We start from the raw sequence: 18,861 nt of genomic DNA, 5'->3' as shown, positions 1-18,861 counted from the left end.
TGCTGGCTGGATGTGGTCAGTCGTACCGTGCTTCGGCTCTCCAGTGCTGCGCCTCCAGGAGGAGCAGCCAGGCGTCGCCTTCGTCGTCCACGACCTGGAGACGGTGGACGTGTCGGTGGGCGTCGTCGTCCCACCACCGTTCGTCGATGCTCCAAGGGCCGGCCCAACCGTCGACGACGTGCCAGTGGGAGAAGGCGGAGAACCGTGCGGGTGGTGCACTCAGCGTGCCGCGCTCGCCGACCTCCACCGTTCTGCCCGTCGCGTCTACCACCTCGACCGGAACCGCGATGTCGAACACGGTCGTGGGAGCTGCTCCGGGGATGGTACCGGGCCACGGCCGGCTCCGACGTTCGGCCACGGCGGTCCCGCCACCCGGCGGGACACTGCCCCAGGGGACGAGGATGCGGCGGTCGAGGAGGAGACGCCCACCGGACGGCACGGCAGTCAGGACACCGTCGTGACCGAGCATGCTCTGGACCCGGGCGAGCCCGCTGTGGATGCGTTCGTCCGGACCACTGCCCCAGAGACCTTCCTCGTGTTCCGCAGCGTCGTCGAGGGTCTCCGGGACGACCTCGACGAGCTCGACGGGGGAGGCGAGTCCGTGGTCGATGTTCGATGAGCCCTGCAGCTGCCATCGCACCCGGTCGAGGACGTCACCGGCGGTGAACCAACGCGGATGCAACCAGGTCCGGGTGGAGCGCTCGCCACGTTCGCTGCGCATGCTGATCGTGATCGCGGTGGTCACGAGTCCTGCCGCGGTCAATCCGGCGATGAACCGCTCCGCGGACTGCCGGAACCCGAAGGTGAGCTGATCGATGCGGTCGAGCGGAGGTTCGAAGGAGACGGCGACGTTCAGCTCGGTCGGTGGGACGCGGGGGACGACACTCCTGGCGTCCGCGCCGGCGGCGAGACGGTGGGCACGGGCGCCGTCGACGCCGAAGCGGTCGCGGACCTCGGTCGCGGGCAGCGACCCGAACGCTCCCAGGGTGCTGATCCCGAGTCGGTGCAGCAGGGTGCTGAGTTCAGGGCGTCCGAGTGTCGTCACCGGCAGTGGGGCCAGGAAGGCCGAGGACGCTCCCGGTGGGATGATCAGGATCCGGGAGTCGTCCTGCTGGGCCACGGTCGACCGCGCCGCCTGTTCTGCGGCGAACGGGCCGTCGGCGATACCGATCCGGGCGTCGGGCACACCGAGGTCGTCGAGGCAGGCGCGGAGGACGTCCGCCGCAGCCGACTCGCCGCCGTAGTAGCGGCTCGGACCTCTGGAGCGGATGGCGCAGAGCCCGGCGCGGTAGGGCTGGACGCCCGGCATGAGTGCTTCGATGCCGAGCAGGATCGGTTCGAACGCCCGGGAGTCGATGACCGGGTCGTAGTCTGCGGTGACCAACTCCGGACACCGGGCCTCCGCCTCGCGGATGCGCAACCCTCTCCGGACTCCTGCTCGGCGAGCGATCGCGTCGCAGGCGAGGACCTCCCCGTGCTCCACCAGCGCGAGGGGACCGTCGGCGGTGTCCGGAGGCAGGGTGCCGGAGAGTCTCGCCGCCACGATCGGCCAGTCGGGACACCAGAGCACCATCGTGCGCTCGACGAGTTCGGCAGGCGTCTCGATCGTCATCGGTTCACCACCATGGGGAGCCGGGTGACCGTGTCGTCGTCGAGCCTGGTGCGGGAGGGCTGCTCGGCCCGGTCGTCGAGCGGCCCCAGGGGCAGGGTGAGGTGCGCGGTGCGAGGCCTGCCGACCCCACCTTGCCCGAGCATCGAGCTGACCGTGAGTCGTCGACGCAGGAGATGCCCGTGACCCGAGCCGAGGCCGCTCCAGGAGCTCTCGGTCACGCGGAGCGTCGCGTCGCTCTGCGGCCAGGAGCCGAGGACGATGAGTGCCGCCTCGCGTTGGCGGAGCCGGGCGGCGAGCCGTGCTGCGTCGCTCGGCGCGATCCGGCCTGGGGGCGCCGTGATGAGCACCCCGGCGACGTCGGCCATGGCGGCGGTGACCGTGAGCCAGTCGGGCCCGGGCCGGGGGACGAGGACGAGTCGCTCGAGATCGATCCCGGAGGAGGCCGCGGCTTCGATCCCGAACGCTGGAAGGCCGATGACGGCGCACCAGGTGCCGGCCGCGGATGGACCGGCCATGAGGGACATGGCGAGTGCCGTGGAACCGAGGACCGAGTAGCTCCCGCCGGCCTGGAGTGCGCCCCCGGGAAGGAGTCGCGAGAGTTCCGGGGCGGTCGGCAGCGACCTGGTGTCGAGTCGTGTCCCCTGCATCCGCTTGATGCGGCCCTGGAGCTCGTGCAGCTCGGTCGCGGTGTCCGCCCTGACGGGGGAGTCGACGAGTGCGTGGAGGGCCATGGCTCAATATTCGAACATATCTTCGAACAAGTCAACCGGGTCGACCCGGGTTCACCGACGGATGACGCTCAGTGGGACTATGGTCCACGAGACCACCGACACGCGGCGTGGTGTGTCGTCGGTGGCCGGTACGCTGGGCCCATGTGCGGACGTTTCGTCGTGACCGAATCCACCGAAGAGCTGATCGAGCTCTTCGACATCGACCATGCGGCTGCCGAGCTGCCTGGGCCCTCGTACAACGTGCGCCCGACGGAGCAGATCCCGATCATCCTCGACTCGGCGAAGACGGAGCCGGCGGTCCGGCGTCTCGAATCCGCACGATGGTCGCTCGTGCCGGCGTTCGCCACGGAGCTGAAGAGCCAGTACCCGACCTTCAACGCGCGCTCGGAGGAGATCACCACGAAGCCCACCTTCGCGGATTCGCTCAAGCGACGCCGTGCGCTCATCCCCGCCGCCGGATACTACGAATGGCACACCGAGGGAACGGTGAAGACGCCCTACTACGTGCAGACGGCCGGCGGTGAGCCGATCGTCTTCGCCGGACTCTACTCGTGGTGGCGGGACCGCTCGCTCTCGGACGACGATCCGCGGCGATGGGTGCTGAGTGCGACCATCCTCACCCGCCCGGCCGTCGGGTCGTTGCAGGGGCTGCACCCGCGGACGCCCGTGACCCTCCCTCCGGAGTGCTGGGACGAATGGCTCGACCCGCACCATGAGGCGGATCAGGACGAGGTCGACGAGATGGTGCTCGCTGCGACCGACGTCGCGGAGCAACTGGTGTTCCACCGTGTCGCACCGTTGCAGGGTGACGGGCCCGAGCTCATCGTCCCGGTCCAGGACTGACCACTCGCTCGCGACATCGGGCCGTCGGCGCGATCGGGCGACGGCGCGGTCGACATCCGGTCACGTACCCCCTGGAAACACAGAACCGCCCCTGACGCGAACGTCAGGGGCGGTTCTCGGTGTCTCAGACGCGAGGGCTGGAAAGACCGGCCACTCGGATCGTCAGCTCCGACTGATCAGAGAATCAGAGGGGGCGGATGTTCTCAGCCTGCAGGCCCTTGGGGCCCTGGTTGGTCTCGAACTCGACCTTCTGGTTCTCCTCGAGCGAGCGGTAGCCGCTCGTCGCGATGGCGGAGAAGTGTGCGAAGACGTCGGCGCTGCCGTCGTCAGGGGTGATGAAGCCGAAGCCCTTTTCGGCGTTGAACCACTTCACAGTTCCAGTTGACATGTATTTCCTCTTTCATGAGTGACCGTTCCCGACTTTCGGGACCGTTCGTCGCGGTGTTCTTTGCTCGCTCCTCAGAAAAGCAGCGTATCCATCGGTGGAAACGCGGCTTGAAATACCTGCGCAACACAACAACTTCGATCCACGTTAGCCCATGAGGGCGCTCAAGTGGAACTCAAACAGGTAACGGATTGACGAATTCTGCGACTTTTCCCCGGATCGCCCGTCTCGACGTGGGGAACCTGTGCGGATACCGAGATGTGAGGTGATTCCCCAGCCGTCGACCGTAGGCTGAGGCCATCTGCAGAGCTTCCGCTCGACCGAGCGTCCGCTCATCGCCCCCGGCTGGGAAGTCGACACGATTCCTCCGGAGTGCCCATGTCAACTGAAGCCATCCTCGGCCCGGTTCGTGCCACGAGCCCCCGCAAGCCCGGCGCTGCGAACGTCACCAGCTCATACTCGTCGCTGTTGAAGACGGTTCGTGAAGCAGGACTGCTGCGCCGCCACCGCATGTTCTACATCCTCACGTTCTCGTTCCTCGTCATCGCGCTCCTCGGCTGCGTGACCGGATTCATCCTGCTGCGCGAGTCCTGGTTCCAGCTCCTCATCGCCGGAGCGCTCGGCATCATCCTGACCCAGTTCGCGTTCCTCGCCCATGAGGCCTCGCACCGTCAGGTCTTCGAGTCCGGTCGGGCGAACGACCGCGCCGGCCGGTTCCTCGCCGCCGGGATCGTCGGCATCAGCTACTCCTGGTGGATGACGAAGCACACGCGTCACCACGCGAACCCGAACCAGGTGACCAAGGACCCCGACATCGAGATCGACACGATCTCCTTCATCGAGGAGGACGCGGCGAAGGCCAAGGGGCTCCAGGCGCTCATCACCCGGAAGCAGGGGTACCTCTTCTTCCCGCTCCTCATGCTCGAAGGCATCAACCTGCACGCGCTGTCCTTCAAGACCCTCTTCGGGCCGGGCAAGGTCGACGGCCGGGTCGCGGAGATCAGCATGATCGTCGCTCGCGTCGGCCTGTACCTCGCAGCGATCTTCCTCTTCCTGCCGCTGGGCATGGCGTTCGCGTTCCTCGGTGTCCAGCTCGCCGTCTTCGGCGTCTACATGGGAGCGTCCTTCGCCCCGAACCACAAGGGCATGCCGATCATCCCCGCCGACATGAAGCTCGACTTCCTCCGCAAGCAGGTGTTGACCTCGCGCAACGTCCGCGGATTCGGCATGGCCACCTTCATGGGCGGCCTGAACTACCAGATCGAGCACCACCTGTTCCCGAGCATGCCCCGACCGGCTCTCGCCCGCGCCCGCGTCATCGTGAGGGAGCACTGCGAGACCCAGCAGGTCCCGTACACCGAGACCACGCTGTTGCAGTCCTACGCGATCGTCATCGAGTACTTGAACCGCGTCGGCCTCTCGGCCCGCGACCCGTTCGACTGCCCGGCGGCGGCGAACTTCCGCCGCCGGTAGTCGACGGCGGTCAGATCTCGAGGGTGTCGAGCGGGGCGAGTGCGAAGTAGCTTCCACCGCCCTGTTCGGTCGCCCATCGCAGGCGATCGTGTGACATGCTCTGCCCCGCGCCGGACAACACCATCTCGTGCGTCCCGAAGGCCCGCTTCGGCGCGACGGCCGTGACGAAGTCCATCCCCTCGGAGATCTTCATCCAGGGGGCCCCGGCCGGTGCGGCGAGGACGTCGACCTCGACCCCCTCCGGCACGGCGAAGGAGTCCCCGGGGTAGTACACCCGGTCGTTGATGAGGACGCCGACGTTGTCGATGACGGGGATCGACGGGTGGATCACCGCGTGGGTGCCGCCGAAGAACCGGAGCACGAACGGTCCGACCTCCACCACGTCGCCCGGTGCGACGACGGTGACGTCGTATCCCTCTGCCGCGGCGGCCACACCGGCAGGGCCGTACACGACGGCCCCGGGACTCGCCGCGAGGATGCGGTCCAGGTGCTCCCCGGTCCAGTGGTCGGGGTGGAGGTGCGTGATCAGGACCGCCACGACGTGGTCGACGTCCGCGATCGGTGCCGTGAACGACCCGGGGTCCACGACGAGCTTGGCGCCGTCGGTCTCGAGGAGGAATGCTGCGTGTTCGAACTTCGTCAGTCTCATAGGACGAGTGAATACCGTCCCGGCATCCAGGGCAACCCGGTCCGTCGGGCCTCGCTCGGCCCCGCTCCTGTCAGAATCGGCACGTGACCACGCAGCAACGACGCATCGGCGTCGCCATCAACCCGTCCGCGTCCTTCGGCGCGACCCGAGCGGTCGGCCCGATGGTGCTCGACGCGCTCCACACCGCCGGCCACCGGACCGTCCACCTGCAGGAGGACGACGTCGAGGGACTCCGGGTCTCGGTGCGTGCCGCGATCGACACCGGCCTGGACGCGCTCGTCGTCGTCGGCGGTGACGGGATGGTGAGTCTGGCGGTCGAGGCGGTGCGGGACTCCGGGCTGCCGTTCGGCGTCGTCCCCTCCGGGACGGGGAACGACATCGCCAGAGGCCTCGGCATCCCGTTGGACGACCCCGCGGCGGCCATCGACCTGCTGGTGCGGGCGCTGGATCGGGAGCCGCGCACCATCGATGCGGGCACCGCGACGGTCGGGGATCGCACGACCTGGTTCGTCGGAGCCGTGTCTGCAGGGTTCGATGCACTGGTGAACGAGCGGGCGAACCGGATGCGGCGTCCGCGCGGTCGGAGTCGCTACACCATCGCGATCCTCCGAGAACTCATCGCTTTGCGACCCCGCCGGTACGACTTGGTGGTCGACGGTGTGGCCGAGTCGGTGGAGGCGGTGCTCCTCGCCGTGGCGAACAACACCTCGATCGGAGGCGGCATGTTGATCGCCCCGCAGGCCGACCTCGCCGACGGGCGATTCGACCTCTTCGTCGTCGCGCCGGTGTCGCGGTCGCGGTTCCTCCGCCTCTTCCCGAAGGTGTTCTCCGGCGCGCACACCGAACTCGACATCGTCCGGCTGTCGCGGGTCCGTTCCGTGTCGATCGGAGCGGCGGACATCTCGGCGTACGCGGACGGGGAACGGATCGGACCCCTCCCGGTCGTGGTCGAGGTGGTGCCGGGGGCGCTCCGAGTCCTCGCCTGAGGCCGCGGCGACACAGCCGGGAGGGGTGCCGACTCGCCCGCCGGAGGCCTGTCAGGGCGTCGATTTGTACGGCTCGAAATCGTATGGCATACTCATATCCGTTGCTTACGGCCCCATCGTTTAGCGGCCTAGGACACCGCCCTCTCACGGCGGCAGCACGGGTTCAAATCCCGTTGGGGTCACAACACCGAAAAGAAGCCCCGTTCTCCTGTGTCTACAGGGAGCGGGGCTTCTTCGTCGTGGGGTCGAGGGCCTCCCTCGCGATGCCCGGTTCGCGGCGGTGTCGTCCGACGTTTCGGGGCGATGCGCGGCGACGGCAGGGTTCGCACCGATCTCCTGGGACGTTGCTGCGTGCTAGCTTGGCCGGGTGATCGTGAAGCAGAAGCGCCGCGCTCCGGCGACAGCCGCCGTCCTGATCCTCGCCGCCCTGCTGACGGGATGTTCCATCCCGGTCACGGGGGAGCCCGTCGCGGGTGAGGCCGGCCCCGTCATCGACGTCGCCGGCGGGACGGACGACACCCTGCGCAAGGACTTCGACGCGAGCCCGCAGGAGGTCAACGACTACTGGACCGACGACAAGTTCGGTGGCGCGAAGGCACCTGACCTCAAGCCGGGCGAGGACACCCTCACGGGCGACCAGGCGACCGGCGTGGTCGTCCACCCGAGCACCGGTGTCGGCCCCGACGTCGACGTCAAGGCCATCGCGCCGACCGCCGCCGGTGACCCCTACCCGGCGACGGGGCTCGCCGCAGCGACGCAGGGGCGCCTCTACTTCTCCATCGGTGGCGCCACCTACGTCTGCTCCGCGAGCGTCGTCAACGCGCCGACCATGGACCTCGTGCTGACTGCGGGCCACTGCGTGTGGGACACCTACGGCAAGCAGCTCGCCGAGAACATCATCTTCATCCCGGCCGACGCGGCCAACGGTCAGACCCAGCCGTACGGCCAGTGGGCGGGTGTCAGCACCTACGTCCCCGACGAGTTCACCAGTGAGGCGACCTCCGACGCCAGCGGCGCGACGAGCGGGAACGGCTGGGCGTACGACTTCGCCTTCATCCGGCTCGCTCCGAACGCGTCGGGTCAGAAGATCCAGGAGGTCACCGGCGGTCAGGGCATCTCCTTCGGAACCCCACCGGAGGGCATCACCGTGATCGGGTACCCGTCCGCCGCTCCGTTCGACGGCCAGTCGCAGCGGTACTGCGCGAGCCAGGCGGCCACCAAGGGGTACGCGGGCTACCGGGTCGACTGCCTCATGACGCCGGGATGTTCGGGCGGCGGCTGGCTCACCAGACTCGACCCCGCCACCGGCGCCGGGTACGTCACCTCCGTCACCTCCCGCGGCGACGGATCCTGGCTCGAGGGCCCGGTCCTCGGCCAGCGGGCGCTCACGCTCTACAACGACGCTCTGGCGGAGGGATCGTGACCGCCCACCTGCAGACGACGCGGCGCCCTGGGGTGATCCGCCTCCTCGTCATCGCCGGCGGGGCCGCCCTCGCCTTGACCGCGTGCACGACGCCAGGCTCGGCGTTCCCCGACGCCGCCGCCCAACAGAGCTACATGCAGGATCTCGCCGAGGCCAGGTTCGAACTCCTCGCCGCCCAGATCGGGCAGGCGCCGGACGTCATCGGGTCTGCATACGTGCACGCCGTCTCCGGCGACCTCGAGTCGCACGAGAACGACTCGGTGGTCCTGTTCGGTGACCCGACCGCCTCGTTCAGCCAGGACAAGGGTTCGGCCGACGGCAACACGGTCGACATCTACCACGAGGCAGGCCGCAACTACGACCTGCTCCTCCTGGGTGGCGAGCTCAAAGAACTCGCCCCGACGGAGTGGGTGGCCGTCGATACGCAGTACACGGCGGACGAGGACACGGAGGGTTCGCTCGGGCCCGCGTGCGTCTTCCCCGGGATCTCGATCGCGTGCGACATCTACACGGCGGTCGAAGCGACCCGCAGCTCCGAGCAAGGGGTGCCGAGCAGCGTCGTCGTCTCGATGCGCAACGACGGGTCCTCGCAGATCTCGACGAGCGCGACCCTCGAGAGCGTGCTGGCGGTGGGGACGCTCTTCGACCTGCCGGACGATGTCGTCTCCTCGTTCAGCGAGGATGAGCTGGCGACGCAGTTGCCCGTCACGATCTTCCAGAACGCGGAGGGCGGGCTCGTGAAGATGGAGCTGAGCGGAACGGTCGACGGCGACACGCCGCTGCAGCTGCAAGCCGGCTTCGAGGTGTCGGGGACGTCGACCCTCGAGGACCTGCCGACGTCACCATCAGGATTCGACACGACGGTGATCCCGGCGGCCGATCAGGCCGCGTTCTGGGATCGGATCGAGGAGTTGCGGAAATGACCGACGACCAGAAGCCCGAGAACCTCGGAAGACCCCCGGTCGGCGGACCGCTGCGACCGGACCAGCAGCCGCCCGGGTTCCCCGACCCGAACGCACCGCGCCTGGAGTTCGGACCGGGGAGCCCGCAGCTGCAGACGCAGCCGACGAACGGCACCGCGCAGAACGGCCAGCACGGTCCGTCCCAGGGCGGCCCCGCCCAGAACGGCACGCCCGGGAACAGCTCGGCGTCCGGATCGCCGTCGTACCCGAACGGGCGGCCGAACGGCGCCCCGGGGCAGCAGCCCACCGGCTCTTCGCAGACGAACCAGGGTCAGCAGGCCGCACCCGACGCGGCCGGGCGGCCGTGGCCTCAGCAGGGTCCGCCGTCGGGCGCGCCCGCTGGTCGGCCGCCGGCTCAGGGACAGCAGCAGGGCCCGGACGGATTCCGTCCTCCGGCGCACTACGGTCAGTCCGGCCAGGGCCAGCAGCCGCTGCAGCCCAACCAGCCTCACGGAGGACCTCAGGCTCGTCCGACGGGCGCACCGAACGGCCAGCAGGGCAACCAGCCGTTCGGTCAGGGGCGTCCTCCCGGACCCCAGCCCTTCGGGCCGGGACAGGCCCAGCACCCGGGCGCTCCGTTCCCGGCAGGGCAGCCGCAGGGTCCGCAGCAGCAGGGGCCGTCTCAGCGACCCGGGCAGCAGCAGCCCGGTCCGTCCACGGGTCCGTTCCGTCCCGGGCCAGAGTACGGCGGCCCGGCCCAGCAGTCCGCCTCGACGCCGAAGGCGCCGCGCAAGCCGCTCGGCCGCAAACTCTGGACCGGTGTCGTCATCGGTGCCGTGGCCGGGTCGCTCATCGCGGTTCCGCTCACCCTGCTGTCGGTCGGCCGCCTGTTCACCCCGATGCTCGACCGCGGGGCGGTGCAGACCGGCGTGGCCGAGGTGCTCAAGCAGGACTTCGGGTTGGCCGACGTCGAGAAGGTAGAGTGCCCGAGCGACCAGCCGGCCACGACCGGGACGCAGTTCGAGTGCACCTTCTCCTACAACGCGAAGAGCTACCCGGTGGCGGTCGAGGTCATCAACGACCAGGGACAGTACCGCGTCGGGGTCGACGCACCGAAGTAGGGGATCGGGGCTCCGGGGGCCCGGCTGCGGGGCGAGGCCGGGCGTGTGCAGGGTGGTACGCTGGGCCCATGCTGTCCGGGCTGCTCCTCCTTCCGTGCCGCGACGAGGCCTAGACCCAGGCTCCCTCGTCGCGGAGGTCGCTGACGCCTGTCCACTCATCGTTTGAAGGAATTCCACGACATGTCGCAGCTGAACGCCGATCCTTCCATCCCGAGCATCCCCGAGCACCCGCGGACGCTGGCCGAGAAGGTCTGGGACGACCATCTCGTCGTCAAGGGCGAGGACGGCACGCCCGACCTCATCTACATCGACCTGCACCTCGTCCACGAGGTGACGAGCCCGCAGGCGTTCGACGGGCTGCGCCTGGCCGATCGCCCGCTCCGCCGCGTGGACCTCACGATCGCGACCGAAGACCACAACACCCCGACGCTCGCGATCGACCAGCCGATCGCCGACCTCACGAGCCGCACGCAGATCGAGACGCTGCGGCGGAACGCTGCCGAGTTCGGCGTCCGCATCCACTCGCTCGGCGACCTCGATCAGGGCATCGTGCACGTCGTCGGCCCGCAGCTCGGCCTCACCATGCCGGGGATCACGGTCGTCTGCGGCGATTCGCACACCTCGACGCACGGCGCGTTCGGCGCGATGGCCTTCGGTATCGGCACGAGCGAGGTCGAGCACGTCATGGCGACCCAGACCCTTCCGCTGAAGCCGTTCAAGACCATGGCGATCACCGTCGAGGGCACCTTGCGTCCGGGCGTCACCGCGAAGGACATCATCCTCGCCGTGATCGCGAAGATCGGCACCGGCGGCGGGCAGGGGTACGTGCTCGAGTACCGCGGTTCCGCGATCCGTGCGCTCTCGATGGAGGGGCGCATGACGATCTGCAACATGTCGATCGAAGCTGGAGCACGTGCCGGCATGGTCGCCCCCGACCAGACCACCTACGACTACCTGCAGGGTCGCCCGCACGCGCCGACCGGAGCCGACTGGGACGAGGCCGTCGCGTACTGGGACACCCTCGCGACCGATGAGGGTGCCGCCTTCGACGCCGAGGTCTTCCTCGACGCCGACACCCTCGAGCCGTTCGTCACCTGGGGCACCAACCCCGGACAGGGCGTCTCGCTGAGCGAGAACGTGCCGGACCCCGCCGCCATCGCGGACCCGAACGAACGGTCGGCCGCCGAGCGCGCCCTGGAGTACATGGCCCTCGAAGCCGGCACGCCGATGAAGGACATCCCGGTCGACGCCGTCTTCATGGGTTCCTGCACGAACAGCCGCATCGAAGACCTCCGGGCCTTCGCGTCCATCATCGAAGGCCGCACGAAGGCTGAGGGCGTGCGGGTCATGGTGGTCCCCGGGTCAGCTCGGGTGCGGATCGAGGCGGAGGCCGAGGGCCTCGACAAGATCATCACCGATTTCGGTGCGGAGTGGCGCTTCGCCGGGTGCTCCATGTGCCTCGGCATGAACCCCGATCAACTCGCCCCGGGCGAACGCTGTGCGTCCACCTCCAACCGCAACTTCGAGGGTCGTCAGGGCAAGGGCGGTCGGACGCACCTCGTCTCGCCGCTCGTCGCCGCCGCCACCGCCATCCGCGGAACGCTCTCCAGCCCCGCCGACCTGGAGGTCGGCCCCGGCAGACACGCGGCGACCGAGCAGGAAGGCGTGCACGCCTGATGGACAAGTTCACGACCGTCACCGGCATCGCAGCACCGTTGCGCCGCTCCAACGTCGACACCGACCAGATCATCCCCGCCGTCTACCTGAAGCGCGTCACGAAGACGGGCTTCGAGGACGCGCTCTTCGCCGGGTGGCGTCAGGACCCGGACTTCGTGCTCAACCAGCCGGCCTACCAGGGCGCGAGCATCCTCGTCGCCGGGCACGACTTCGGGACGGGCTCGTCGCGCGAGCACGCCGTGTGGGCGCTCCGCGACTTCGGGTTCACCGTCGTCGTGTCGTCCCGCTTCGGCGACATCTTCCGCGGCAACTCGGGGAAGCAGGGGCTGCTGGCGGCCCAGGTCACCGAGGAGGAGCTGGAACAGCTCTGGGCGGCGATCGAGGCGTCCCCGGGTGCTGACTCGGTGGTGAACCTCATCGACCGCACCATCACGGTCGGCGATCTCACGGTTTCGTTCGAGGTCGACGATTACACTCGGTGGCGGCTCATCGAAGGACTCGATGACATCGGGCTGACGCTCCGCAGCGAGGAGCAGATCACCGCATTCGAAGCCCGGCGGCCCAACTGGCTGCCCCGCACCATTCCCGTCAAGTAGCAAGGCAGTAGGTACCGGTTTGAATTCACTCGTCCAGGCGTCACAGGCGGCAGGCTCGTCGGTCGGACTCGATGTCGACCGCATCACGATCAACGGCGGCATCCCGCTCACCGGCCGGATCGAGGTCAAGGGTGCCAAGAACCTCGTGACCAAGGCCATGGTGGCGTCGCTGCTCGGGGAGAACGTCAGCGTCCTGCGCAACGTGCCGAACATCAGCGACGTCCGGGTCGTCCGGTCGCTGCTCGAGATCCACGGCGTCGACGTCACCGAGGGGGAGAACCCCAACGAGCTCCGCCTCGACCCGACGAACGTCGAGTCCGCGCACATGGAGGAGATCGACGCACACGCCGGTTTCTCGCGGATCCCGATCCTGTTCTGCGGCCCGTTGCTGCACCGCCTCGGTGCAGCCTTCATCCCGGACCTCGGCGGCTGCCGCATCGGCGACCGTCCGATCGACTTCCACCTCGACGCGCTCCGGAAGTTCGGCGCGGTCGTCGAGAAGCTCCCGCAGGGCATCCGGCTCTCGGCTCCGAACGGTCTCCACGGGACGACGGTGCACCTGCCGTACCCGAGCGTCGGCGCGACGGAGCAGGTGCTCCTCACCGCGGTCCGTGCGAAGGGCACGACGGAGCTCAAGGGCGCCGCGATCGAACCCGAGATCATGGATCTCATCGCGGTCCTCCAGAAGATGGGCGCGATCATCTCCTACGAGCCCAACCGCGTCATCCTCATCGAGGGCGTGGACAAGCTCGAGGGCTACGACCATACGGCGATCGGCGACCGCAACGAGGCCGCCAGCTGGGCCTCGGCGGCACTGGCCACCGACGGCGACGTGTTCGTCGGCGGCGCGAAGCAGCAGGACATGATGACGTTCCTCAACATCTTCCGGAAGGCGGGCGGCGGGTTCGACATCACCGACGACGGCATCCGCTTCTACCGCAAGGAGGAGTTGAAGCCCGTCGTCATCGAGACCGACGTGCACCCCGGATTCATGACGGACTGGCAGCAGCCGTTGATCGTGGCGCTCACGCAGGCGAAGGGTGAGTCCATCGTCCACGAGACCGTGTACGAGAACCGCTTCGGGTTCACGGACGCGCTCAACACGATGGGCGCGAACATCGTCGTGCACCCGAACGGACTGTCCGGCACGCCTCGTCGGGTGCCTCGTCGCAACCTCGAGCAGGCCGCCGTCATCAACGGACCGACGCCGCTGCACGGCGCCGACATCGAGGTCCCCGACCTCCGCGGTGGCTTCAGCCACCTCATCGCGGCGCTGACGGCCGAGGGGAAGTCCACGGTCAGCAACGTCGGCATCATCAGCCGCGGGTACGAGAACTTCATCGTCAAGCTCCAGCAGCTCGGTGCTGACTTCGTCCTCGAAACGAAGTAGTCCGCTGTGGGGGTGGAGCGGTCGAGACCGTCGATCTACTGGCTGTTGTCGTCGATAGCGATCCCGCCGTTCAGCGCCCTCGTCAAGCTGCGGATCCGGCACGGTGAACGACTGCCACAGGAGGGTGCCTTCATCCTGTCGCCCAACCACGACAGCGAGTTCGACCCGTTGATCATGGGCGCCGCCGTCTGGCGGCTCGGCAGGCAACCTCGCTTCATGGCCAAGGGCAGCCTGTTCCGCGTGCCGGTCGTCGGGTGGCTCCTGAGCCGGTCGGGGCAGATCCCGGTGCAGCGGGAGGGTTCGGCCAGGGGCATGGATCCGGTGAGCGCCGCGGCGCACCTCGCCCGTCGCGGTCAAGGCGTCATCGTGTACCCGGAGGGGTCGCTCACCCGTGACCCGGGGCTGTGGCCCATGCGCGGACGCACGGGCGCGGCGCGGATCGCCCTCACCCACGGCCTGCCGATCATCCCCGCAGCGCACTGGGGTACGCAGGAGGTCATGCCGCGGTACGGGAAGCTGCGGGTGTTCCCGCTGCGGAAGCGCGTCGACGTCGCCATCGGTGAGCCGGTCGACCTCTCGGCCTTCGCGGGTCGGCCGCTAGACTCGAAGACGCTGAACGAGGCGACCGAGGTCGTCATGCAGGCCATCACCGCCCTCTGCGAGGAACTCCGCGGTGCCCAGGCTCCCACGGAGCGTTGGGACCCCTCGAAACACCAGCAGAAGGAGACGGGCCGCTTTGAGTCCTAGGAACGTTCCGGCATCACCGGCCGCCACGAGGGTCGCCGTGCTCGGAGCGGGCAGCTGGGGCACGACGTTCGGCAAGATCCTCGCGGACGGTGGGTCCGACGTGGTCATGTGGGCCAGACGACCCGAGCTCGCCCGTGAGATCACCGAGGCGAAGCGCAACAGCGACTACCTGCCGGGCATCAACCTGCCCATGCGCATGACGGCCACGGCGAGCATGGTCGACGCCGTGCGCGGGGCAGCGGTCGTCTTCCTGTCGGTCCCGAGCCAGTCCCTGCGCGACAACCTCATCGCGCTGCGCCCGCACCTCGAGGAGGGCACCATCGTGGTGTCGCTCATGAAGGGTGTGGAGCGACGCAGCGGCTCGCGCATGAGCGAGGTCATCCGGGAGACGCTCGACATCGACCCCTCGCGCATCGCCGTCGCCTCCGGTCCGAACCTCGCCCTCGAGATCGCCCGTGAGCAGCCGACCGCGGCGGTCATCTCCTCGGAGAGCCTCGAGACCGCGCAGACGGTCGCACTCCTGGCGCGCAACCGGTATTTCCGCAGTTTCGTGAACACCGACGTGATCGGGACCGAGTTCGGTGGGGTCCTGAAGAACCTCATCGCCGTGGCGATCGGCATCGTCGACGGCGTCGGATATGGCGAGAACACGAAGGCGTCCATCATCACGCGAGGGCTGGTGGAGATGACCGACTTCGCGGTCGCCCACGGCGCCCAGCCCGAGACCCTGTCGGGCCTGGCCGGGCTCGGCGACCTCATCGCCACCTGCCAGTCCCCGTTGTCCCGCAACAACACGGCGGGCCGACTGCTCGGGCAGGGGTATCAGTTCGACGATGTCGTCAAGCAGATGCAGCAGACGGCCGAGGGGCTCGCCTCCGTCGCTCCGGTCCTCGAACTGGCCCGCGCGAAGGGTGTCGCGATGCCCATCGTCGAACAGGTCAAGCAGGTGCTCGACGGCACGCTCGACCCGAAGGACATCGCACCACACTTGACGACCGACGACGACGAACCCCAGGGGGAGAGAAGCAACGATGACGCACAAGACCGGAGTGGTGGTGCTCTTTGGAGGCCGTTCAAGCGAGCACTCGATCAGCTGCGCAACGGCGGGCGGCGTCCTCGCGGCGATCGACCGTGAACGATACGACGTCTACCCGGTCGGCATAGCCCACGACGGTTCCTACGTCCTCGAGGTCGACGACCCGAGCCGGTACGCGCTCGATCCTGAGCACCTTCCGGAGGTCGACGCCTCGCGTCCCGCCGTGCGGTGGCCTGATCGGATCGGCTCCCGGGAGTTGACCGTGGTCGGCCCCGACGGTGCCGAGTCGACGCTCGGACCGATCGACATCGTGTTCCCGATCCTCCACGGCCGGTTCGGCGAGGACGGGACCGTGCAGGGGATGCTGGAGCTCGTCGACCTGCCGTACGTCGGGTCGGGGGTGTTGGCGTCGTCGCTCGGGATGGACAAGCACTTCACGAAGACCGTGCTCGAAGCCGCAGGGATCGCCGTCGCCCCCTGGGTCCGGTTCTCCGCCTACGAGTGGGCGTCTGCACCGGAGCAGGTCCTGTCGTCACTCGGTTCCCTGGGGCTCCCGGCCTTCGTGAAGCCGGCTCGCGCCGGATCGAGTGTCGGTGTCTCGAAGGTGTCCTCGCCCGAGGCGTTCGCCGCCGCGATCGAGGTCGCACTCGCCGAGGACTCGACGGTGCTCGTCGAGACCGGCCTCGTCGGGCGCGAGGTCGAGTGCGCCGTCCTCGAGTCGCTGCCCGGCACTGCTCCGCGGGTGTCCGTGGCCGGCGAGGTCGTCGTCACCGGACGCGACTTCTACGACTTTGCGGCCAAGTACCTGGACGCCCCCGGCATCGAGCTGGTCTGCCCTGCCGACATCCCCGACGCGCAGCTCGCCGACATGCAGGACCTCGCGAGGCGGTCGTTCGACGCCCTCGGATGCGCCGGGCTCGCGCGGGTCGACTTCTTCCTGACCGCCGACGGCTTCGTCGTCAACGAGGTGAACACCATGCCCGGCTTCACGCCGATCTCGATGTTCCCAAGTTGCTGGCTCGCCTCGGGGCTCAGCTATCCGGAACTCATCACCGAATTGATCGAGGTCGCGCGCGCCCGGTCGTGACCAGACGGGTGCCCTCGGGCGTCAGCCGTCGGTGTCAGCCGTCAGTGGGGATCGGCAGCTCGGCGTCGCCGAGGGCGGTGCACTTGCCCGTGATGGGCAGGACCGAGACGGCCGGCGCGAGGTCGGCGAGCACGGTGCTGCTGGCGACGGCGTCACCGTCGAGCACGATCTCGACCGCGGGGGTGCGGCCGAAGGTCGTGAAGCGGTAGCGCGGCGCGTCGCTGTCGTCGATGATCCAGTCGACACCGTTCACGGACTGGCACTGCTGGGTGGTGGGGCCGGGGATGGCGACGCCGCAGTGCAGGAGGACGGCTGACGGGTCGCCCCAGGCGCCGGTGGCCTGCGCGTCGGTCGTGCGTTCCGGCAGCTCGGCCACCACGTCGGGGAGGCGCACGGTCACCTCGGCGCACTGCGGGTTGTTCGCGTCGTCGGCTGGTTCGAGTGCGACGGCGGGGGCACAGCCGGCGAGGGCGAGGGCGGCGACCGCAGCGAGGGCGGTGGCCAGGAGGGCGCGGGTCGGGGACATCGCACACCAGGCTACCGTTGATCCCATGAACGAGTCTGGGAGTGCCTCCGGCGGTGGTGCGATGCACGGGACGTCCGTCGGCGACCTGGCCGAGGGGGAGCTGCTGGAACGGATCTTCCCCCGTCTGCCGCACGCGGAGGCCGAACTCCTCGGGCCAGGCGATGACGCAGCGGTCGTGCAGGCGCCGGACGGTCGGTTCGTCGTGACGACGGACACGATGATCCACGGCCCGGACTTCCGGCTCGCGTGGTCGACCGGACAGGATCTGGGCTGGAAGGCCGCGGCCAGCAACCTCGCCGATGTCGCCGCCATGGGTGCCAGGCCGACGGCCCTCGTGGTGGCGTTGGCGATGCCGAAGCACCTGCCGGTCGCCGTCCTCGACGGGTTCGCCGAGGGCCTCCGCGACGCCTGCTCCGCCCTCGCGCCGGGGTGTGGCGTCGTCGGTGGTGATCTGGCCGTCTCGGACGTGTTCATGATCGCGGTGACGGCGTTCGGGGACCTGGAGGGGAGAGCTCCCGTCCGACGCGATGGCGCGCAGCTCGGTGACACCGTCGCGGTCGCCGGTGAGCTGGGAGCGGCGGCTGCCGGCCTCCGGCTGCTGTTCGAGCGAGGAGTCGACGAGGCGGGGGTCCCGTCGGCCGAGGCGGCGGCCGCGCTGCGGGTGGAGCATCGGGCCCTGGTCGAGGCGCAGTTGGCTCCGCGCCCACCGATCGGTGCCGGCGTCGTCGCGGCCGTCGGGGGAGCCACGGCGATGCTCGACCTCTCCGACGGCCTCGCGCTGGACGCCGGGCGTCTCGCTCGGGCGAGTGGTGTCGCGATCGACCTCCGGGGCGACGCGCTGGGCGCCGACGCCGTGCTCGCCCTCTCCGGTGGAGAGGACCACGCGCTGCTGGCGACGTTCCCCGCGTCGGGCGGTGTCCCCGACGGGTTCCGCGCCATCGGCACGGTGCGGTCGGGAGCCGGTGTCCTCGTGGACGGCAGGCTCTACGACGGCGACGCGGGGTGGGACCCGTACCGCGACTGGGACGACGCCGCCGGCTGACGTGCGGCGTCGACGGCCTCGGTGGGACGGATCAGGCCGGAGCGATCCACCAGATGAGGGTCTCGCCGTAGGTGCTCTTCCGCAACACCTCGAGCTCGGCGGGGAGCGTGGGTTCCGGCGACCGGGAGCTGCGTTCCACGAGGATCAGGCCGTCATCCGCCACGAGGCCGACGAGCGCCGCCAGGTTGGCGGTGAGCTCGGCCTCGGGCAGGTCGTAGGGCGGATCGATGAACACGAGGTCGGACGGGACCGTCGCCCCCGCGAGATAGGCGCCGACCGCCTTGGCCTGCACCGTGATCCGGGGCGACGCGCCACGAGGGGCGGCCGACGTCACGATCCTGGCGTTGTCGCGGCACAGCTTCGCGGCTTCGGACGACCGGTCGACCAAGGTCACCACGGTCGCGCCCCGACTCGCGCACTCAAGTCCGAGAGAGCCTGATCCGGCGTAGAGGTCGAGCACCTCGGCCCCGGCGATGACGTCGCGGGCCTCCAGCGCCGAGAAGAGCGCTTCGCGGACACGATCACTCGTGGGTCGTGTCCCGCTGCCCGGAACCCGGATCGTGCGTGATCCGGCGAAACCCGAGATGATCCTGATGCCGGCCATGGCTCCATCCTCGCAGGCCGCACGGGACGAG

General features: G+C 69.2%; 19 protein-coding genes and 1 tRNA gene. 14 read left to right on the top strand and 6 right to left on the bottom strand.

Annotated features, from left to right (window positions below):
• Window positions 1-16: 16 nt before the first annotated feature.
• Window positions 17-1,612 (bottom strand): DNA polymerase Y family protein, encoded by a 1,596-nt coding sequence (locus ASF68_RS03735; RefSeq protein WP_056006994.1) that lies wholly within the window; start codon window positions 1,610-1,612, stop codon window positions 17-19.
• The gene (locus ASF68_RS03730) at window positions 1,609-2,343 is read right to left on the bottom strand and encodes a hypothetical protein (protein ID WP_056006991.1); all 735 of its coding nucleotides are present in this window, start codon (window positions 2,341-2,343) and stop codon (window positions 1,609-1,611) included. Before ASF68_RS03730 ends, ASF68_RS03735 begins: the two co-directional genes overlap by 4 nt.
• 141 nt (window positions 2,344-2,484) lie before the next feature.
• Here ASF68_RS03730 and ASF68_RS03725 point away from each other — a divergent pair, with 141 nt between their 5' ends.
• The gene (locus ASF68_RS03725) at window positions 2,485-3,186 is read left to right on the top strand and encodes an SOS response-associated peptidase (RefSeq protein ID WP_056006988.1); all 702 of its coding nucleotides are present in this window, start codon (window positions 2,485-2,487) and stop codon (window positions 3,184-3,186) included.
• A 184-nt stretch (window positions 3,187-3,370) separates the two neighbouring features.
• On the opposite strand, the gene ASF68_RS03720 is transcribed toward ASF68_RS03725, so the two are convergent.
• The gene (locus ASF68_RS03720; protein WP_056006986.1) at window positions 3,371-3,574 is read right to left on the bottom strand and encodes a cold-shock protein; all 204 of its coding nucleotides are present in this window, start codon (window positions 3,572-3,574) and stop codon (window positions 3,371-3,373) included.
• Between the two features lie 375 nt (window positions 3,575-3,949).
• Between ASF68_RS03720 and ASF68_RS03715 the strand changes: the two genes are divergently transcribed.
• Entirely contained in the window at window positions 3,950-5,044 is a 1,095-nt protein-coding gene (locus ASF68_RS03715) for an acyl-CoA desaturase (RefSeq protein ID WP_056006983.1), read from the top strand.
• A gap of 10 nt (window positions 5,045-5,054) precedes the next feature.
• Here the strand turns inward: ASF68_RS03715 and ASF68_RS03710 are convergent, their stop codons facing one another.
• On the bottom strand, window positions 5,055-5,693 hold the full coding sequence (locus ASF68_RS03710) for an MBL fold metallo-hydrolase (protein WP_056006980.1): 639 nt from the start codon (window positions 5,691-5,693) through the stop codon (window positions 5,055-5,057).
• An 83-nt stretch (window positions 5,694-5,776) separates the two neighbouring features.
• On the opposite strand from ASF68_RS03710, the gene ASF68_RS03705 reads away from it, so the two are divergent.
• The 11 genes from ASF68_RS03705 to ASF68_RS03655 all read left to right on the top strand — a co-directional run bounded on the left by ASF68_RS03705 (window position 5,777) and on the right by ASF68_RS03655 (window position 16,658).
• Window positions 5,777-6,679, top strand: coding sequence for a diacylglycerol kinase family protein (locus ASF68_RS03705; RefSeq protein ID WP_056006977.1), 903 nt, complete (start codon window positions 5,777-5,779; stop codon window positions 6,677-6,679).
• A 109-nt stretch (window positions 6,680-6,788) separates the two neighbouring features.
• A tRNA-Glu gene (locus ASF68_RS03700) sits at window positions 6,789-6,861 on the top strand.
• 185 nt (window positions 6,862-7,046) lie between these two features.
• Window positions 7,047-8,102 (top strand): serine protease, encoded by a 1,056-nt coding sequence (locus ASF68_RS03695; protein ID WP_056006974.1) that lies wholly within the window; start codon window positions 7,047-7,049, stop codon window positions 8,100-8,102.
• Window positions 8,099-9,025, top strand: a complete 927-nt coding sequence (locus tag ASF68_RS03690) for a hypothetical protein (protein ID WP_056006971.1) — start codon at window positions 8,099-8,101, stop codon at window positions 9,023-9,025. Before ASF68_RS03695 ends, ASF68_RS03690 begins: the two co-directional genes overlap by 4 nt.
• Window positions 9,022-10,125 (top strand): DUF4333 domain-containing protein, encoded by a 1,104-nt coding sequence (locus ASF68_RS03685; protein WP_056006968.1) that lies wholly within the window; start codon window positions 9,022-9,024, stop codon window positions 10,123-10,125. Before ASF68_RS03690 ends, ASF68_RS03685 begins: the two co-directional genes overlap by 4 nt.
• 180 nt (window positions 10,126-10,305) lie before the next feature.
• The gene (gene leuC / locus ASF68_RS03680; protein WP_056006965.1) at window positions 10,306-11,802 is read left to right on the top strand and encodes a 3-isopropylmalate dehydratase large subunit; all 1,497 of its coding nucleotides are present in this window, start codon (window positions 10,306-10,308) and stop codon (window positions 11,800-11,802) included.
• A complete protein-coding gene (gene leuD, locus ASF68_RS03675; protein WP_056006962.1) occupies window positions 11,802-12,398 on the top strand; it encodes a 3-isopropylmalate dehydratase small subunit in 597 nt (198 codons plus the stop codon). Before leuC ends, leuD begins: the two co-directional genes overlap by 1 nt.
• 19 nt (window positions 12,399-12,417) lie before the next feature.
• Window positions 12,418-13,788, top strand: coding sequence for a UDP-N-acetylglucosamine 1-carboxyvinyltransferase (gene murA / locus ASF68_RS03670; protein ID WP_056006959.1), 1,371 nt, complete (start codon window positions 12,418-12,420; stop codon window positions 13,786-13,788).
• A 6-nt stretch (window positions 13,789-13,794) separates the two neighbouring features.
• Window positions 13,795-14,535 carry a 1-acyl-sn-glycerol-3-phosphate acyltransferase gene (locus tag ASF68_RS03665; protein ID WP_056006958.1) on the top strand — a complete coding sequence of 247 codons (741 nt, stop codon included), beginning with the start codon at window positions 13,795-13,797 and terminating at the stop codon, window positions 14,533-14,535.
• The gene (locus tag ASF68_RS03660; protein ID WP_056006955.1) at window positions 14,525-15,670 is read left to right on the top strand and encodes an NAD(P)H-dependent glycerol-3-phosphate dehydrogenase; all 1,146 of its coding nucleotides are present in this window, start codon (window positions 14,525-14,527) and stop codon (window positions 15,668-15,670) included. Before ASF68_RS03665 ends, ASF68_RS03660 begins: the two co-directional genes overlap by 11 nt.
• Complete coding sequence (locus tag ASF68_RS03655; RefSeq protein WP_056006952.1) at window positions 15,567-16,658, top strand: D-alanine--D-alanine ligase family protein; 1,092 nt, start codon at window positions 15,567-15,569, stop codon at window positions 16,656-16,658. The genes ASF68_RS03660 and ASF68_RS03655 overlap by 104 nt, the downstream gene beginning before the upstream one ends.
• Before the next feature lie 34 nt (window positions 16,659-16,692).
• On the opposite strand, the gene ASF68_RS03650 is transcribed toward ASF68_RS03655, so the two are convergent.
• Window positions 16,693-17,184, bottom strand: coding sequence for a DUF3515 family protein (locus ASF68_RS03650; protein WP_056006950.1), 492 nt, complete (start codon window positions 17,182-17,184; stop codon window positions 16,693-16,695).
• A 25-nt stretch (window positions 17,185-17,209) separates the two neighbouring features.
• On the opposite strand from ASF68_RS03650, the gene thiL reads away from it, so the two are divergent.
• The gene (gene thiL / locus ASF68_RS03645; RefSeq protein WP_056006947.1) at window positions 17,210-18,226 is read left to right on the top strand and encodes a thiamine-phosphate kinase; all 1,017 of its coding nucleotides are present in this window, start codon (window positions 17,210-17,212) and stop codon (window positions 18,224-18,226) included.
• A gap of 31 nt (window positions 18,227-18,257) precedes the next feature.
• Here thiL and rsmD read toward each other — a convergent pair whose 3' ends face one another.
• A complete protein-coding gene (gene rsmD, locus ASF68_RS03640; protein ID WP_056006944.1) occupies window positions 18,258-18,830 on the bottom strand; it encodes a 16S rRNA (guanine(966)-N(2))-methyltransferase RsmD in 573 nt (190 codons plus the stop codon).
• Window positions 18,831-18,861 lie beyond the last annotated feature (31 nt).

The organism is Plantibacter sp. Leaf314, assembly GCF_001423185.1.
Lineage (GTDB): Bacteria > Actinomycetota > Actinomycetes > Actinomycetales > Microbacteriaceae > Plantibacter.
This window is presented reverse-complemented; position numbering and strand designations above follow the sequence as displayed.

Bases quoted from the DNA above. Each gene is read 5' to 3' on its own strand.
- ASF68_RS03685 (WP_056006968.1), top strand. From the start codon at position 9,022: ATGACCGACGACCAGAAGCCCGAGAACCTCGGAAGACCCCCGGTCGGC.
- ASF68_RS03735 (WP_056006994.1), bottom strand. From the start codon at position 1,612: ATGACGATCGAGACGCCTGCCGAACTCGTCGAGCGCACGATGGTGCTC.
- thiL (WP_056006947.1), top strand. From the start codon at position 17,210: ATGAACGAGTCTGGGAGTGCCTCCGGCGGTGGTGCGATGCACGGGACG.
- ASF68_RS03730 (WP_056006991.1), bottom strand. From the start codon at position 2,343: ATGGCCCTCCACGCACTCGTCGACTCCCCCGTCAGGGCGGACACCGCG.
- leuC (WP_056006965.1), top strand. From the start codon at position 10,306: ATGTCGCAGCTGAACGCCGATCCTTCCATCCCGAGCATCCCCGAGCAC.
- rsmD (WP_056006944.1), bottom strand. From the start codon at position 18,830: ATGGCCGGCATCAGGATCATCTCGGGTTTCGCCGGATCACGCACGATC.
- ASF68_RS03725 (WP_056006988.1), top strand. From the start codon at position 2,485: ATGTGCGGACGTTTCGTCGTGACCGAATCCACCGAAGAGCTGATCGAG.
- ASF68_RS03715 (WP_056006983.1), top strand. From the start codon at position 3,950: ATGTCAACTGAAGCCATCCTCGGCCCGGTTCGTGCCACGAGCCCCCGC.
- leuD (WP_056006962.1), top strand. From the start codon at position 11,802: ATGGACAAGTTCACGACCGTCACCGGCATCGCAGCACCGTTGCGCCGC.
- ASF68_RS03650 (WP_056006950.1), bottom strand. From the start codon at position 17,184: ATGTCCCCGACCCGCGCCCTCCTGGCCACCGCCCTCGCTGCGGTCGCC.
- ASF68_RS03655 (WP_056006952.1), top strand. From the start codon at position 15,567: ATGACGCACAAGACCGGAGTGGTGGTGCTCTTTGGAGGCCGTTCAAGC.
- ASF68_RS03710 (WP_056006980.1), bottom strand. From the start codon at position 5,693: ATGAGACTGACGAAGTTCGAACACGCAGCATTCCTCCTCGAGACCGAC.
- ASF68_RS03720 (WP_056006986.1), bottom strand. From the start codon at position 3,574: ATGTCAACTGGAACTGTGAAGTGGTTCAACGCCGAAAAGGGCTTCGGC.